The sequence below is a fragment of the Actinosynnema sp. NPDC049800 genome, assembly GCF_040656635.1.
Classification (GTDB): domain Bacteria; phylum Actinomycetota; class Actinomycetes; order Mycobacteriales; family Pseudonocardiaceae; genus Actinosynnema.
In genome coordinates this window covers 1-14,048 of record NZ_JBFAMT010000048.1, presented here as the reverse complement: position 1 = coordinate 14,048, position 14,048 = coordinate 1, and the positions used below count along the sequence as shown (strand labels likewise).

Sequence of the window (14,048 nt, the reverse complement as noted above, 5' to 3'; positions counted from 1 at the left end):
GCCGGATGTGGGAACCACTCTTCGCCCGGGGTGACGGTGTGTTTGTCGGTTGTAGAACTGAGCCTGGGATCTGGGTAGGTCGCAACGACGGCGAACCGAAACTGGCACGGCTGGAATACCCGGTCTTCCTGTGGCCGATGCTCGAGCATGACGTGGTGGAGGTGTACGAGCGGTTCGATGCATACTGGCCGCGATTCGGGCTTGACTTGACGCCGACAGATGCGATCAGATTGATCGCGACCTCGGCGATCGCTAGCGGACGTGACTATTGGGCGTCGCTCGCGATGGACTGGCTGGAAAAAATGCTGTCTCGAGACCAGGCGCCATCATTGGAGCGGGGAAGTATTCCCGAGGTAGACACGGGGGCGTTGTCGCAAGTGTTGCGTAACCGATGGAGGCGACTGTCCAAGTGACCTTGTGCTTGCCGAGAATGCCGTCCGTGCAGGTCAGGTGGGGTGGTGGTACCCGTTGAGGATGCCGCCTAGTCGTTGCCGTCCGCAGATGTCGAGTTGGGTGAGGCCTGTTTGATTTGTGACGGCTGGTGGCAGTGCGCGCAGTGGTCAGGCGTTAACGATGCCCTTGGTGGGGTCGGTGGGTGTTGTAGAAGTGCTCGATCCTGGACCGCATCGACGTCGACCTGCGTGCACTCCAGGCCGCCTCGGAGACCGCCTCGCCCGAACTGCAGGGCCTGCTGGCCGCCATCGCCACCAGGGTCCACTCACTGATCACCGTCGCCCTGCAGATCCCCCCGGACCTGCTCCTGCCCTGACCCCGGCTCCGCCCGACCCGTACCGTCCGTCGCCGGTCGCGGACGCAGCCGCACCTCGGTGATCGCATGGTGCTCGACCCCCAGCACCTCGATCGTCCACCCCGACACCGTCACCCGGTCACCCGGCGCCTCAGGGATTCTGCCCAGGACGACCAGGACCAGGCCGGCGATGGTGGCGTAGTCGCCCTCGGGCGCGTCGGGCAACTCCACCCCGAGGTCGACCAGATCGTGCGCCGGGAACGTGCCGGGCAGCACCAGTGAGCCGTCCTCGGCGGCGTGGACGGCCATCACGTCGCGGTCGGTCTCGTCGTAGATCTCCCCGACGATCTCCTCCAGCAGGTCCTCCAGAGTGACCATGCCCGCCACCGCGCCGTGCTCGTCGACCACCAGCGCCATCTGTTCCCGCTCGGCCTTGAACCGGCGCAACGCGTCCGACACCCGCACCGTGTCCGGGAACACCAGCGCCTCACGGGTCACCCGCGCCAACGGCACCTCATCAACCAGCAGGTCCCGCAGGTGCACCACGCCGACCAGGTCGTCCAGATGCCCGCCGCGGGCCACCGGGGCCCGGGAGTGCCCCGAGCCGGCCAGCTGTGCCCGCGCCGAGGCCACGTCCAGCTCCGCGGCCAGGGTCACCACCGACCGGCGCGGCACCAGCACCTCCCGCAGACGGCGCTCGTGGATCTCCAACGCCCCCGAAATGATCATCCGCTGCTCGACGTTCAACCCGCGCTGCGCCGCCACCAACTCCCGCAGCTCCTCCGGCGACATCTCCTCCGACTCCGCGTCCGGCTTCCCTCCGAACAGTCGCACGACCAGGTTGGTCGAGGCGCTGAGCGCCCACACCGCCGGCCGAGAGATCGTCGAGAGCAGGTCCAGCGGTCGGGCCACCAGCAGCGCCCACCGCAGCGCGTTCTGCATGGCCAGCCGCTTGGGCGCCAGCTCGCCGAACACCAGCGTCAGGAACGTCAACACCACGGTCACCAACGCGATGGCCACCGCGCCCGCCGCACCGCCGAGGAAGCCCAGTAGCGGCACCAGCGGCTCGGCCAGCGACACCGCCGCCGTCGCCGAGGCCAGAAACCCCGCCAGGGTGATCCCGATCTGGATCGTGGCCAGGAACCGGTTCGGGTCACGAGCCAACCGCACCAGCGTGCGCGCCCCGGCGCGGCCGTCGCGCTCCAACGCGCGCAGCTGACCCTCGCGCAGCGAGATCAACGCCATTTCGCTGCCCGCGAACACCGCGTTGAGCAGCACCAACACCGCGACCAGCGCGACGGTGAAACCGTAGCCGTCCACACCCACTCCGCATCCCCAACCGAGTGGCGACACGCTACTGCGGACATGCCCCGCCCACCGGGCGAAGCCACGCCTCGTCCGTCACCCTCGTATAAGGCGGTACGCCGCAGGTCGTGCGGAAAACCGACGGGGTGCGGGCCCCAAGGTCCGCACCCCGTCGTAATCAGCGACCGCGTGACGCTACTTGGCGGCCTGGTCCAGGTCCACCAGCGCCGCGGCGAGCTTGAAGTACTTGCTCGTCCCCAGGTCCCGCACGGTCTTGATCCCGAAGGCCGCGGCCAACTTCTCCGCGTCACCCTCGCTGACCCCGGCCAACGCCGCGACCGGCGCGTCGAGGACCTCGGCCACGGTCAGCCCCTCGTACGCCTTGTCCAACTGCTTGGCCAAGTCCACGGAAACAGCCACTGGTGACTTCCCCTCACGTTCGTAATCGATCATGACCACACCACCCTATCGGGCCCGACGTCCGCTTCGCCGCCTATGACCGGATCAACATGCACGACCACCGGGATGGAGCACCGGCCCCACGCTGGCCATCGACCCCACGGCACCACGTCCCACAAGAGTCCACGGCGATAACCGAGGACAGACCCTTATGGCCCTGTGGCCTCGCCACTAGGACCGTCCGCCCGTCTTGCGCCACAGGTGGCCAGGCTGGGATGAAGTCAAATAGAACCCGATCGTGTTCCCGTCGGCGTGGGCTGCTGGCGGGATGGGTACGCCGATCGGTCGCGTCCTCAAGGGCGGGGTCGAGCTTGTCGATGACGACACTATGAATATGCCCGTGGCGGACGGTCTGACCGAGCAGTTCGTCAACGCCTCGGTTGGGGTGTACGTGGACTTCGAAAACCTGGTCTGCGGCGCGGGCCGAGGGCTGCCGGGTCGGGCCAACCCGGTGCCGTACGCGGCGATCACCCGGCTTGTGTCGGGACTACGGCAACGCGGTCATCCGCCGCGCGTACGCGGATTGGGCTAAGAGGGCATCTGATCTTGGTTTGGGGCGGTCTGTCCGGTTTGCCGACCGCTCTAAAGTTGATCACCCGTGAGCTCTCGGCGTGCGTACCCCAGTGACCTGTCCGATGCCCGGTGGGCGTTGATCGAACCGGTGCTGACGGCCTGGCGGGCCGCCCGGCGCGGGCCGGGAACCGCGGCACGGGTGCACGACTTACGGGAGATCGTCAACGCGATCCTCTACGTGTGCCGAACCGGGATCGCATGGGCCTACCTGCCGCACGACTTCCCGCCGCACAAGACGGTCTACGACTACTACGCCAAGTGGGAGACCGACGGCACCGCCGAGGCGTTACACGACCTACTCCGAGAACGGGTCCGTGTCGCGAGTGGACGCGCGACCTCCCCGACGGCAGCGATCCTCGACTCGCAGAGTGTGAAGACTTCCTGCAATGTCAACGAATCCGATCAGGGCATCGATGCGAACAAGAAGATCAAGGGCCGGAAGCGGCACATCGCCACCGACGTACTCGGCCTGATGCTCGCGGTGATCGTGATCGTGACCGCGGCCTCGGCCTCGGACTCGACCGCCGGTCGGCAGCTTCTGGACCACTTGGCCGTCACGCAACCGGACGTGTCGATCGCCTGGGCGGACGGCGGCTACAACGACGAGGTCGTCCGCCACGGCGCTCGAAGGGGAATCCGCGTCGAGGTCGTCAAACGCATTGCCGCACAAGGGTTCCACGTGCTGCCCAAGAGGTGGGTGGTCGAACGGACCCTGGGCTGGCTGATGCAGCATCGCCGACTCGTGCGCGACTACGAGACCCTGCCGCAACGCTCACGCACGATGACCCTGTGCTTGCCGAAATGTCATCCGTGCAGGTTAGGCGGCTTTCGGGGACTGTTTCAAGATCGGTGTGTTCGGCCCGACACGCCGGGCCTGGGGTCCGGCGGGATGGGCACTGTGAGTGATGACATCTGAGCTTATGAGCGCACGGAAGAGTGAAACCGGGCGGCAGCTGTCGCCGGAGCAGGCCGCCGCGGCGGCGATGGTGGCCGAGGCCAAGGCGCGAGGGCTGGCGCTGACTGGGCCGGACGGGCTGCTCAAGCTGTTCACCAAGAGCGTGCTGGAGACCGCCTTGGCCGAGGAGATGACCGAGCACCTCGGGCACGAGAAGAACCGCGCGGAACCCGGACGTGAGTCGACCAACGTGCGCAACGGCAGCCGGACCAAGACCGTGATCTCGGACGCGGCCGGCGAGGTGGAGATCGAGGTGCCCCGGAACCGGGAGGGCACCTTCGAGCCACAGATCGTCAAGAAGCGGCAGCGTCGTCTCACCGACGTCGACGAGATCGTGTTGTCCTTGTATGCCAAGGGATTGACCACCGGGGAGATTTCGGCGCACTTCGCCGAGATCTACGGCGCCTCGGTGTCGCGCGAGACGGTCTCCCGCATCACCGACAAGGTGGTCGCGGAGATGAACGACTGGGCCGCCCGCCCGCTCGATGCCGTCTACGCGGCGGTGTTCCTGGACGCGATCGTGGTCAAGGTCCGTGACGGCCAGGTCGCCAACCGGCCGGTCTACGCCGCCATCGGGGTGACCGTGGACGGGCGCAAGGACGTGCTCGGGCTGTGGATGGGCACCGGCGGCGAGGGCGCCAAGTTCTGGATGAGCGTGCTGGTCGATTTGAAGAACCGCGGCGTGCAGGATGTGTTCTTCCTGGTCTGTGACGGTCTCAAGGGACTGCCCGAGGTGGTGACGAACGTGTGGCCGCAGACTGTCGTGCAGACCTGTGTGGTGCACCTGATCCGCAACACCGTCCGGCTGGTGGCCCGGCAGGACTGGGACGCGGTGAAACGGGGCATCACCCCGATCTACACCGCACCCACCCCCGACGCCGCGGCCGCCGCGTTGGAGGACCTGGCGGAGAAATGGGGGCGCAAGTACGGGGCGATGATCCGGTTGTGGCGCAACGCCTGGGACGAGTTCGTGCCCTTCCTCGACTACGACGTCGAGATCCGGCGGATGATCTGTTCCACCAACGCGATCGAGTCGCTCAACGCCCGCTACCGTCGGGCGATCCGCGCCCGCGGGCATTTCCCGACCGAGCAGTCCGCGATGAAGTGCCGGTACCTTGTCACCCGCAGCCTCGACCCGACCGGGACGGGACGCGCCAGGTGGACGATGCGCTGGAAGCCCGTGCTCAACGCCTTCGCCATCACGTTCGGTGACCGTTGGCCGAACGCCGAAACCTACTGATCAACAACGCCGAACACACCGATTACGGGATGGACCCGGCTTTCGTGCTGCTCGGTGAACCGGTGCGGTTGTGGCACTTGCCGTCGCGCCTGGCGGTGGTCCATGCCGCAGCCTCCGCCGAGGTGTGCAGTCTGGGTGGGGGCCTGCTGTGCACCGCACCGGTGCATCGATCGGCATTGTGTCCTGTGGGGTGTCAGAAGTCGGCCGCATGGTCTGACCTGCGGTTAGGCTGCGGTGGGTTCGTACTCGTTGATCAGGCCACCGAGGACTGGTCGGCGGCGTATCGAGGTGTAGCCCTGCTCTGCGGTCGGTGGGTCTGGTCGCGGTGGTGCGAGTTGCAGTGCTCGGTGGGGTCGTCGGTGGTTGTAGTGGGTCGCGTAGCGGTCCAGGACCGCTCGCAGGTGGTGTTCGTTGAGGATGAGCAGTCGGTCGGTGACTTCGCGTGGGACGGGTGCCGACGAACCGCTCGGCGTAGCAGTTGGCTCGTGGACACCGTGGTGGGATCTTCACGACCCTGATGCCTGCGCCGGAGAAGACCGCGTCGAACGAGGCGGTGAATTGGCCGGCCCGGTCCCGGATGAGGAACCGGAGGTCGTCTGCCGGGTCTCTGATGTCCATGAGCAGGTTGCGGGCTTGTTGGGTGGTCCATGCTCCGTCGGGGTTGGTGGTGGTGCCGAGGATGTGGACGTAGCGGGTGGCGACCTCTATCACGAAGAACACGTGGACCCGCTTGAGGGTGACTGCGCAGTCGACGTGGAAGAAGTCGCAGGCCAACATGCTCGCGGTCTGGGCGCGCAGGAATCGTCGCCACGACGTGTCGGTGTCGCGCTCGGGTGCGGGCGGGATGCGTAGGCGCTTGAGCACGCGGCGGATGGTCGAGGCGGCTACCCGGTGGCCGAGTTTGAGCAGCTCGCCCTGGATCCGGCGGTAGCCCCAGCTGGCGTTCTCCCGCGCCATCCGTTCGATCAACGCCACGACCCTGTCGTCGATCGGTGGTCGGCCGGGTGCGGTTCGGGTAGGTCCACTTCTGTGCGACCAGGCGTCGGTGCCACCGCAGGACGGTGCCCGGCGTCACCAACCGGTGGAGTCGTAACCAGCCGGGTAGGCGTCGCACCAACGCGGCGAGCACCGCACGATCGGCCCAATCCAGTCGCGGGCGAGGGTTGGTCCGGCGCAGCACGGCGACTTCGTGCCGCAGTACCAGCAACTCGACGTCCTTGGCCGCGGAGGACCGGCCGAGCAGGACCAGCCAGTCACTGAGTCGGACGAAGATCAGGTAAAGCAGTCGTAGCGCCATGCCTCACGATCATGCTCCTGCAGCACATGGTGCGCGATTGCCGCAGCTCAGCGCCCCAGTGCAGAGTTCTGGCACCCCGCAGGACTTGGACAGCGTGAGCATTCCTCACTTCAGTGGTGGCCGGCGGATCCTTCGTGTCGGCGGTACGTGCGGACGCAGCCGCCTGCGAGGCCGTACCGACAGGGGTGCGGATCGAACCGAAGCGCCGCCGGGCGTGGACCTGGGTTCAGGCACGTCCAGGAGTCGGCGGGCGGCCTGGCCGGGCAGGGTCGGCTCCGCCGTCGCCGCGATCCGGGTCCGACGGGCGCCGACCGGCGAGGTGGCGGTCGAGGACGCGGTCGACCAGCCGGGACGATGCGCCCAGGTAGCCGGTCGGATCGCACAGGGCCCGCCACCGGGCCGGGTCGCTGGAGTGGCCCTGAGCGTGGAGTTGTCGCACCAAGACCTCGGCGGTGTCGCCGGTGGTGGCGGTGACGTCCGTCATGATCTTCTTCGCCGCGACCCTGCCGAGCAGCGGGGTCAGCGCGGCGCTGAGGCGTTCCGAGACGATGGCGCCACCGGTGAGGGCGAGGTTCTCCCTCATCCGGTCGGGGAACACGGTCAGGCCGGAGGCGAGGTCCGAGGCGTTGCGCGCCGCGCCGGCGGCGAGGCGCAGTGCCTCGCGCAGCGGCTGCCACTCGGCGTGCCAGCCGCCTGCCGAGCGCTCGTCGGGCACGACCATGCACTGGTGCAGGACGGAGACCAGGGCCGGCACTTGACGGGCGGCGGTGAGGATGGCGGTGGCGTAGACGGGGTTGCGCTTCTGCGGCATGGCGGAGGAGGCGCCGCGGCCCGGCGCCGCCGGTTCGGCCAGCTCGCCGATCTCGGTGCGGGTGAGGACCTCGACGTCGGCGGCGAGCTTGCCGAGCGTGCCCGTGACCAGGCTGAGCGCGTTGGCGACGTCGACGACCGGCAGCCGGGCGCCGTGCCAAGGGATCAGCGGTGCGGTCAGGCCGAGGTCGGTGGCGAGGTGCTCGACGAGGTCGAGGCTGTCGGCCTCGGTGAACTCCTGGTAGGCGGCCAGGGTGCCGGCGGCGCCGCCCAGCGACACGGGCAGCCCGTGCGAGCGCAGGTGGTCGAGGCGGTCGACGACGTCGAGCACGGCGTTGAGCCAGCCCGCCGCCTTGAGGCCGAAGGTGATCGGGACGGCGTGCTGGGTCAGGGTGCGGCCGGCCATGGGGGTCTCGCGGTGCTCACGGGCCAGGCCGGCCAACGCGTCGGCGGTCCGCCGCAGGTCCCCGAGCACCCGGCCGAGCACCTCGTGGCAGATGAGCATGGTGGCGGTGTCGAGGATGTCCTGGCTCGTGCTGCCGCGGTGGACGAAGTCCGCCGCCTCCGGGTCGATCCGGCCGACGATGTCGGTCAGTTGCGCAACGAAGCCGACGGTCGGGTTGCCGGTCTCGCGGACCTTCGCGCCGAGGTCGGCCCAGTCGAACGCGTCGGCGTCGACGCCGACGAGCGCGGAGGCCGTGGCGGGCGGGACCATCCCGACGCGGGCCTGGGCGCGGGCCAGCGACTCCTCGACCCGGATCATGGCGGTCAGCCAGGCTCGGTCGTCGAGCAGGTCGTCGATCCCCGTGCCGGCCCACCCGGGTGAGAGCAGACCGCTGTCTGCGAACATGTCGGTTCCCTTCAGGCGCTGGCTGGTTCGTTGACCGCGTGGGCGGTCAGGTTCAGGCACTCGCGGGCCAGCGCGTCGGCGTCGCCGAGGATGACCGAGTTGACGCCGGGTCGCACTCCGGCGGCGGTGGCCCAGTGCACGGTCTCCGTGGGCACGCCGAACGCGAAGCGCCGGGGGTGCGGCCGTCGTTGTGCGTCGAGCAACGCGTAGGGGCGCGCCGTCACGGCGATGCCTCCGGTCTCGTACCACCCGGTCGTGCGGTTCGGTATGCGGTTGAGGGCGCACGCGCCGCGAGCGAGCAGGCGGGCGAGCAGGGGATCGGTGGTGCGACGGGCGTCGACCTCGGGCAGTTGCGCCTCGACGAGCGTGCGAGCCCGGTAGTGGGACCCCGGGACGAGCGGGCTGCGGGCCAGGAAGCCCTGGCCGTCGTCGAGGTGCTCCACGACCATCCCCGGCCCGACGACGGTGAGGATGCCGGCCTCGATCAACGCCGCGGCCTGTTCGACGCGCTCGACGGGCGGGCCGATGGACAGGAAGGCGTTGAGCGGCGTGTACCAGTTGTCGAGGTCGTCGCGGTAGGAGGTGCCGGTGAGGCCGCCGTGGTCGACCAGGAGCCGGATCTCGTTGCGCAGGTCGCGCAGGACGTCCAAGGCGGCCTTGAGCGGGCCGCGGACGTTGCCCAGGCGCGCTTCGCGGACATCGGCGTCGAGGTAGGACAACAGCCAGTCGCGGAACGCGGCCGGTCCGGAGAACCGCGTGCGGCAGGGCGTGGCGACGGGCTCCCAGTCCCACCGCGGCGTCGGACCGAACCCGTACCGGCTCAGCAGTCCGTCCTCGGCACCGGTCGCGGGTGCCGACTCCGCCAGGTCGCGGAACTCGCGCAGGAAGCGCGCTCCCTCGGCTTCACCCGACCGGTTGACCACGATGGTGGCGTAGTAGACGGCGCGCACCTCCCGGTCGACCCAGGGCCAGATGTCGGCGCGGAAGTCCACCGGACCGGACGCGCGCAGGGCCGCGATGCGTTGCGGGGTCAGGAACAGCGGGACGTGCCGGCCCGCGACGCCCTTCTGGTTCTCGCCTCGCGCGTGGTAGGGCACCCCGCGCCGGGAGCCGGCGATCAGGTGGGGTTCCCCGTGGGAGGGCTCGTAGCGCAACCGCCCGTCCCGGTCGCGGTGGAACACCCCGCCGCGGCCCGAGGTCAGCAGCGCCAGGTGGTCGAAGAAGCTCAGGCCCAGACCGCGCAGGATGACGGGTTCGCCGCCGGTTACCGCGCTCAGGTCGACGTCGGCCGGGTTGCGCGGGGGCACGTAGCGCAGCCCGTCGCGGACGGCGAGGTCCTGAAACCGCTGCTGCGCGGGGGTCGCCGCGGTGTCGAGGTGGCCGAGGGCGAGCACGACGGAGTGCAGCCCCGTGAGCTGCTCGCCGTTGGACAGGACCACCGCCTGCAGGCCGTCGTCCTCGTCGACGAGGTCGACCACCCGCTCGGGGTGCCGCGTGATGACGAGGTTGGCGGGGGCGTGCTCGACCAGGTGCCGCAACGTCCAGTCCAGATAGTGGCCGTAGAGAGCCCGGGTCGGGTACGAGTCGGGACCGAGGGTGAGCGCCTCGTGCCGTACCCAGGCGGGGAGGTCCGGGAACGGGTCGAGCAGGGCGACGAAGCGCGCCCACTCGTGCAGGCTGGGGCCGGGCACCACCGGGCCCGCGCAGTCGACGCTGTCGTCGACGAACACGGTGACCTGGGACGCCACGGTGTTCATCAGCAGGTGCCGGGACTGGTCGGATCGCCACACCTGGCCACCGACGCCCAACCGGGGGTCGACCAAGCGCACGCGCGCGGTGCGGTGCGGGATCTCGCGGGCGTTGGCGCAGAGCCGTTCGAGCACTGACAAACCGCGCGGGCCGACTCCCACGAGGCAGATGTCCCGAGCGTCCCGGGGATCGCCGGGTTCGCTCGGACGCGTGACGGTGAGGTGACCGCTCATCGCAGAAGTGTCCTGGGCGGTCGTGGACCGCGGAGCACGGAATCACGAAGCGACAGCCGACGCCTGCCGCGTCGGGTCCGTCTGCCGGTCGGCGGAACTCGAACGCCCCGGCGGCGCGGTGGTCGCGTAACTCCAGTCCCTCGGCGGCGGCGCGGGCCTGGTTCTGGACCTCACCGCCCGCAGGCGAGCGCGGGTACCCGACTTCGGCGGCTCAGGAGATCACACCTCCGAGGTGGAGGAACCGCAATTGTGCGGGCATGAGAGGCATCCGGGTGATCAGCGCTTCACATGACGGAACCAGCCCGGCCCGCTGGTCGACGGACCGCCGTCGACTTCAGTCTCGGAGGCATCACTCACAGCATCCCAGGCCCCGACCGGCGGCCGAGACGTCCGATTGAACCCAGCACCTTGATCAGGACGATGAGGACCGCGATGACGCCGAACACCCACCCCAGCACGTCGCCCAGGTCGGTGTCCTCGTCGGGGTTCGGGTCGAGTTGGCGGGGCCGAACGCCTCCAGCATCTGGTCCCTCGTGGCGGACCCCGTTATGCCGTTGAGGTTACCAGGACCTCGTCCACTTCTTCCGGGTAGGTGTGCCAGACGAGGCGGGCGATGTCGGTGTCGTCGTCGGTGGTCGAGGGGTTGTACGCCGTGATCTGCACCGTGTCGTACCTGAACGTGCTGACGGCGTGTCCGACCCCGACCTGGGTGTAGCCCGATTCTTCGACGCGGGATCCGAGCTGGTCCATCGCGGCGCCCGAGACGCACCCCGCCGCGAGGACGCAGAGCAGCGCACCGGGCAACAGCGCTAATCGCGCACGAGTCGTATTTGTCACGTGGCCCCTCCGATTCTCCGCTGAAGTACGGTGACGTCGCACATGCCCCGTGAATGAGCGATCGATTCTATCGAGAGCGGGCTGTTCCCGGTGACAATGCGGAATATTCCAACGTCAATCGACTACGAGTCCGACCGCCCCGCGCAGGGCAGTCGTCCACGCGGCCAACACGGCCGGTAACCCTCGATGCCGAAGTCGAACTCCACGCGACGGGTGTCCACCCTGTGACTACGGCTGTATAGCTCCAACGAAACTTCGCCACTTGATTCGTGTCAGGGAGCGGGCGAGGAGGAGCGGGCGGGCGAGAACTCGTTGTGCTGCAACGGGTTCCGCCTGCATCGAACTGTCCTCAACTAGGGCGTGTCCGCCGGAAGGTTGATCATGAAGTTTGATCAAATGTCGTCGTGGTGGTACTCACTGAGGATGCCGCCCAACCGTTGCCGTCTACAACACCCGCCGGCCCCGCCAACGTCCGACCACTACACCCACTTCCACAGCCGACCACCGATCAAGCAGCTGTCACCCGGCTCGATATCCGCCGCCAAGTCCTCGTACTCGTGCAGGGCGTGGAGTAGGTCAGGGCGTCGTCAAAGTCGTGATATGACGGTGTGACCTGCGGTTTCGGTGCGTCGTTGTGGGCGGGCGCGATCCCACGGTGATGATCTTGGTTACCACACCTGATCGTCCCGAAAGCCGGTACCGTGCCCGCGTTGTCATCATCTCCTGTCGTATCCGTCCACGACCAATCGGCCTCGTCCCGAGCGGCCATCGGTGATCGTGACGAGCGATCGCTGGTTCCCGCCGGGTTGCTCAGCCTGCTGGCGCAGGTGGCTGACCCGCGCAAACGGCGCGGTGTCCGGCATACGGTGACCTCGGTGGTCGCGGTCGCGCTGGCCGCGACCCTGGCCGGCGCGCGGTCGTTCGCGGCGATCGCCGAGTGGGCCACCGATGCCCCGACCGAGACACTGACGCGTGTGGGGGTGCGACGCCGACCGCCGTCGGAGGCGACCATCCGTCGGCTGCTGACCAGGCTCCCGGCCGACACGTTCGACGCGGTGGTCGGGGCATGGATGTGGTTGCGCACCAGCACGATCGGCGGGCGCCGGGTGATTGCTTTTGACGGCAAGACCCTGCGCGGGGCGCGACGCGACGGGGAACCCGGTGCATCTGCTGGCCGGGTTGTGTCAGCGCACCGGTGTCGTTGTCGGCCAGGTCGCGGTCGGCGTGAGGACGAACGAGATCCCGATGCTGTCAGGCCTGCTCAAGATCCTGGACATCGAGGATGCCGTCGTCACCGCCGACGCGATGCACTGCCAGCGCGAGGCCGCCCAGACCGTCCGCGACCGCGGCGGTCACTACATCCTCACGGTGAAGGGCAATCAGCCGAACCTGCGCAAGCGGGTGAAATCGTTGCCGTGGAAGGACATTCCCTCCTTGACGGTCTCCCGGGAACACGGTCACGGCCGTCAGGACACCCGTACGTTGAAGGCGACCGAACTGTCCAGCGGGATCGGGTTTCCCGGCGCTGTGCAGGTGTTGCGGCTCACTCGTACCCGCACGATCCGCAAGACCGGCAAGCGCACGCGGGAGACCGTGTACGCGATCACCAGCCTGACCGTCATCGACGCCGGACCCGAGCAGATCGCCGCGTGGTTACGCGGACACTGGGTGATCGAGAACCGGCTGCACTGGGTCCGCGACGTCGACTTCGACGAAGACCGCAGCCAGATCCGCACCGGCTCGGGCCCGCAACTCATGGCCACCCTGCGCAACACCGCCATCGGCCTGCTCCGGCTGGCCGGTCACACCAACATCGCCACCGCCTTGCGACATCACGCCCACGACTTCAACCGACCCGTCGAACTGCTCCTGACATGCTGAAACACGACTTTGACGTTGCCCTGTGGAGTAGGTGCTGTTGGTTCCAGATGAGGGTGCGGTCGAGGAGTTCACGGCGGCAGGTCCGGATCCAGCGTTCCGTGGTCGCGTTCATCCGCAGGATTCGAACACAGCTAAGGAGGACCTGGACGTCGGTGTCGGCCAGAACCGCGTCGAACAGGGCGGGGTACTTCCCGTCGCGGTCGCGGATCAGGAACCGTGCGGTGCTGCCTACATCTTCGAGGTCCATGACGAGGTTCTTCGCGGCCTGGGTGACCCAGGATGCGGTCGGATGCACGGTCGCGCCGAGGACGCGGATCCGGCGGCTGGTGTGCTCCATGACCGCGAGTACATAGAGACGGGTGCCGTTCAAAGTGGAGGTCTCGAAGAAAGTCGCAGGCCAGCAGAGCGTTAGCCTGGGAGCGGAGGAAGGTCGACCAGGTGGTCGAGGCCCGCTCAGGTGCTGGGTCGATTCCGGCGTCCTGGAGGATCTGCCACACCGTGGATGCGGCGACCTTGATGCCGAGCACGAGGAGTTCGCCGTGGATGCGGCGGTAGCCCAAGGTGAAATTCTCCCACGCCATGCGCAGCACCAAAAGCCGGATCGAGCGGACGGTCTGCGGACGGCCCCGCCGCTTGGGGCGGGACTCGACTGCCTGGCGGTGGGCGAGGAAGGTTCCGGTGCCAGCGCAGGACCGTCTCCGGGCGCACCAGCGGTCGGAATCCACGGAGGGCGTCGATCGGGACTCTGTGCAGCAGTGCTGCAAGGAAGGCCCGGTCACCTGGGGAGAACCGTGGACGGACGCTGCCCAGTTGCCGTTCCAGGACGGTGATCTTGTGCCGCAGTGCCAGGATTTCCACGTCCTTGTCCCGGTCACTCATGGGCAGCAGGCGCAGTAGCGCGAACGCGTTGGTCACGCCCAGATATGCCAGTCGTAGCAGCACGACCGTCCATCATGCCGTGCCGATCGATGTCGCCGCAGACCACGACCACATCGATCATCCTCTCGAGCACTTGTGCCGGGCACGCCATCAACCTGCGTGGATAGGTTTTCGCCAGGCACAGGGTGACGTGGCCGGGGGGGGGGGGGGCGACCGGCGACCACAGAGGGAG

12 protein-coding genes and 1 pseudogene are annotated in these 14,048 nt (G+C 68.4%); 6 read left to right on the top strand and 7 right to left on the bottom strand.

The window, feature by feature from the left end:
- Positions 1-5 precede the first annotated feature (5 nt).
- Positions 6-413 (top strand): hypothetical protein, encoded by a 408-nt coding sequence (locus AB0I91_RS34765; protein WP_499640699.1) that lies wholly within the window; start codon positions 6-8, stop codon positions 411-413.
- A 305-nt stretch (positions 414-718) separates the two neighbouring features.
- Here AB0I91_RS34765 and AB0I91_RS34760 read toward each other — a convergent pair whose 3' ends face one another.
- On the bottom strand, positions 719-2,068 hold the full coding sequence (locus tag AB0I91_RS34760; protein WP_499610659.1) for a hemolysin family protein: 1,350 nt from the start codon (positions 2,066-2,068) through the stop codon (positions 719-721).
- Between the two features lie 180 nt (positions 2,069-2,248).
- Positions 2,249-2,473, bottom strand: a complete 225-nt coding sequence (locus AB0I91_RS34755; protein WP_309112678.1) for a hypothetical protein — start codon at positions 2,471-2,473, stop codon at positions 2,249-2,251.
- A 307-nt stretch (positions 2,474-2,780) separates the two neighbouring features.
- Here AB0I91_RS34755 and AB0I91_RS34750 point away from each other — a divergent pair, with 307 nt between their 5' ends.
- The 3 genes from AB0I91_RS34750 to AB0I91_RS34740 all read left to right on the top strand — a co-directional run bounded on the left by AB0I91_RS34750 (position 2,781) and on the right by AB0I91_RS34740 (position 5,280).
- Complete coding sequence (locus AB0I91_RS34750) at positions 2,781-3,044, top strand: hypothetical protein (protein ID WP_499640697.1); 264 nt, start codon at positions 2,781-2,783, stop codon at positions 3,042-3,044.
- Positions 3,045-3,110: 66 nt separating this feature from the next.
- A complete protein-coding gene (locus tag AB0I91_RS34745) occupies positions 3,111-4,001 on the top strand; it encodes an IS5 family transposase (RefSeq protein ID WP_499640695.1) in 891 nt (296 codons plus the stop codon).
- A 4-nt stretch (positions 4,002-4,005) separates the two neighbouring features.
- On the top strand, positions 4,006-5,280 hold the full coding sequence (locus AB0I91_RS34740; protein ID WP_499640694.1) for an IS256 family transposase: 1,275 nt from the start codon (positions 4,006-4,008) through the stop codon (positions 5,278-5,280).
- Positions 5,281-5,504: 224 nt separating this feature from the next.
- Here the strand turns inward: AB0I91_RS34740 and AB0I91_RS34735 are convergent, their stop codons facing one another.
- The 4 genes from AB0I91_RS34735 to AB0I91_RS34720 all read right to left on the bottom strand — a co-directional run bounded on the left by AB0I91_RS34735 (position 5,505) and on the right by AB0I91_RS34720 (position 11,056).
- Positions 5,505-5,669 (bottom strand): hypothetical protein, encoded by a 165-nt coding sequence (locus AB0I91_RS34735; protein ID WP_499640762.1) that lies wholly within the window; start codon positions 5,667-5,669, stop codon positions 5,505-5,507.
- 1,134 nt (positions 5,670-6,803) lie between these two features.
- Complete coding sequence (gene pcaB / locus AB0I91_RS34730; protein WP_499640692.1) at positions 6,804-8,237, bottom strand: 3-carboxy-cis,cis-muconate cycloisomerase; 1,434 nt, start codon at positions 8,235-8,237, stop codon at positions 6,804-6,806.
- An 11-nt stretch (positions 8,238-8,248) separates the two neighbouring features.
- Positions 8,249-10,219, bottom strand: coding sequence for an FAD/NAD(P)-binding protein (locus tag AB0I91_RS34725; protein ID WP_499640691.1), 1,971 nt, complete (start codon positions 10,217-10,219; stop codon positions 8,249-8,251).
- Between the two features lie 546 nt (positions 10,220-10,765).
- Positions 10,766-11,056, bottom strand: coding sequence for a hypothetical protein (locus AB0I91_RS34720; protein ID WP_499640689.1), 291 nt, complete (start codon positions 11,054-11,056; stop codon positions 10,766-10,768).
- Between the two features lie 701 nt (positions 11,057-11,757).
- Here AB0I91_RS34720 and AB0I91_RS34715 point away from each other — a divergent pair.
- Positions 11,758-12,117: pseudogene (locus AB0I91_RS34715) on the top strand (transposase family protein); the annotation flags it as partial.
- Between the two features lie 49 nt (positions 12,118-12,166).
- Complete coding sequence (locus AB0I91_RS34710; protein ID WP_499640687.1) at positions 12,167-12,937, top strand: ISAs1 family transposase; 771 nt, start codon at positions 12,167-12,169, stop codon at positions 12,935-12,937.
- Here the strand turns inward: AB0I91_RS34710 and AB0I91_RS34705 are convergent.
- Positions 12,903-13,274, bottom strand: a complete 372-nt coding sequence (locus AB0I91_RS34705; protein WP_499610676.1) for an integrase — start codon at positions 13,272-13,274, stop codon at positions 12,903-12,905. The genes AB0I91_RS34710 and AB0I91_RS34705 overlap by 35 nt on opposite strands.
- Positions 13,275-14,048 lie beyond the last annotated feature (774 nt).

Bases quoted from the DNA above. Each gene is read 5' to 3' on its own strand.
- AB0I91_RS34705 (WP_499610676.1), bottom strand. From the start codon at position 13,274: ATGGAGCACACCAGCCGCCGGATCCGCGTCCTCGGCGCGACCGTGCAT.
- AB0I91_RS34750 (WP_499640697.1), top strand. From the start codon at position 2,781: ATGGGTACGCCGATCGGTCGCGTCCTCAAGGGCGGGGTCGAGCTTGTC.
- AB0I91_RS34765 (WP_499640699.1), top strand. From the start codon at position 6: ATGTGGGAACCACTCTTCGCCCGGGGTGACGGTGTGTTTGTCGGTTGT.
- AB0I91_RS34725 (WP_499640691.1), bottom strand. From the start codon at position 10,219: ATGAGCGGTCACCTCACCGTCACGCGTCCGAGCGAACCCGGCGATCCC.
- AB0I91_RS34740 (WP_499640694.1), top strand. From the start codon at position 4,006: ATGAGCGCACGGAAGAGTGAAACCGGGCGGCAGCTGTCGCCGGAGCAG.
- pcaB (WP_499640692.1), bottom strand. From the start codon at position 8,237: ATGTTCGCAGACAGCGGTCTGCTCTCACCCGGGTGGGCCGGCACGGGG.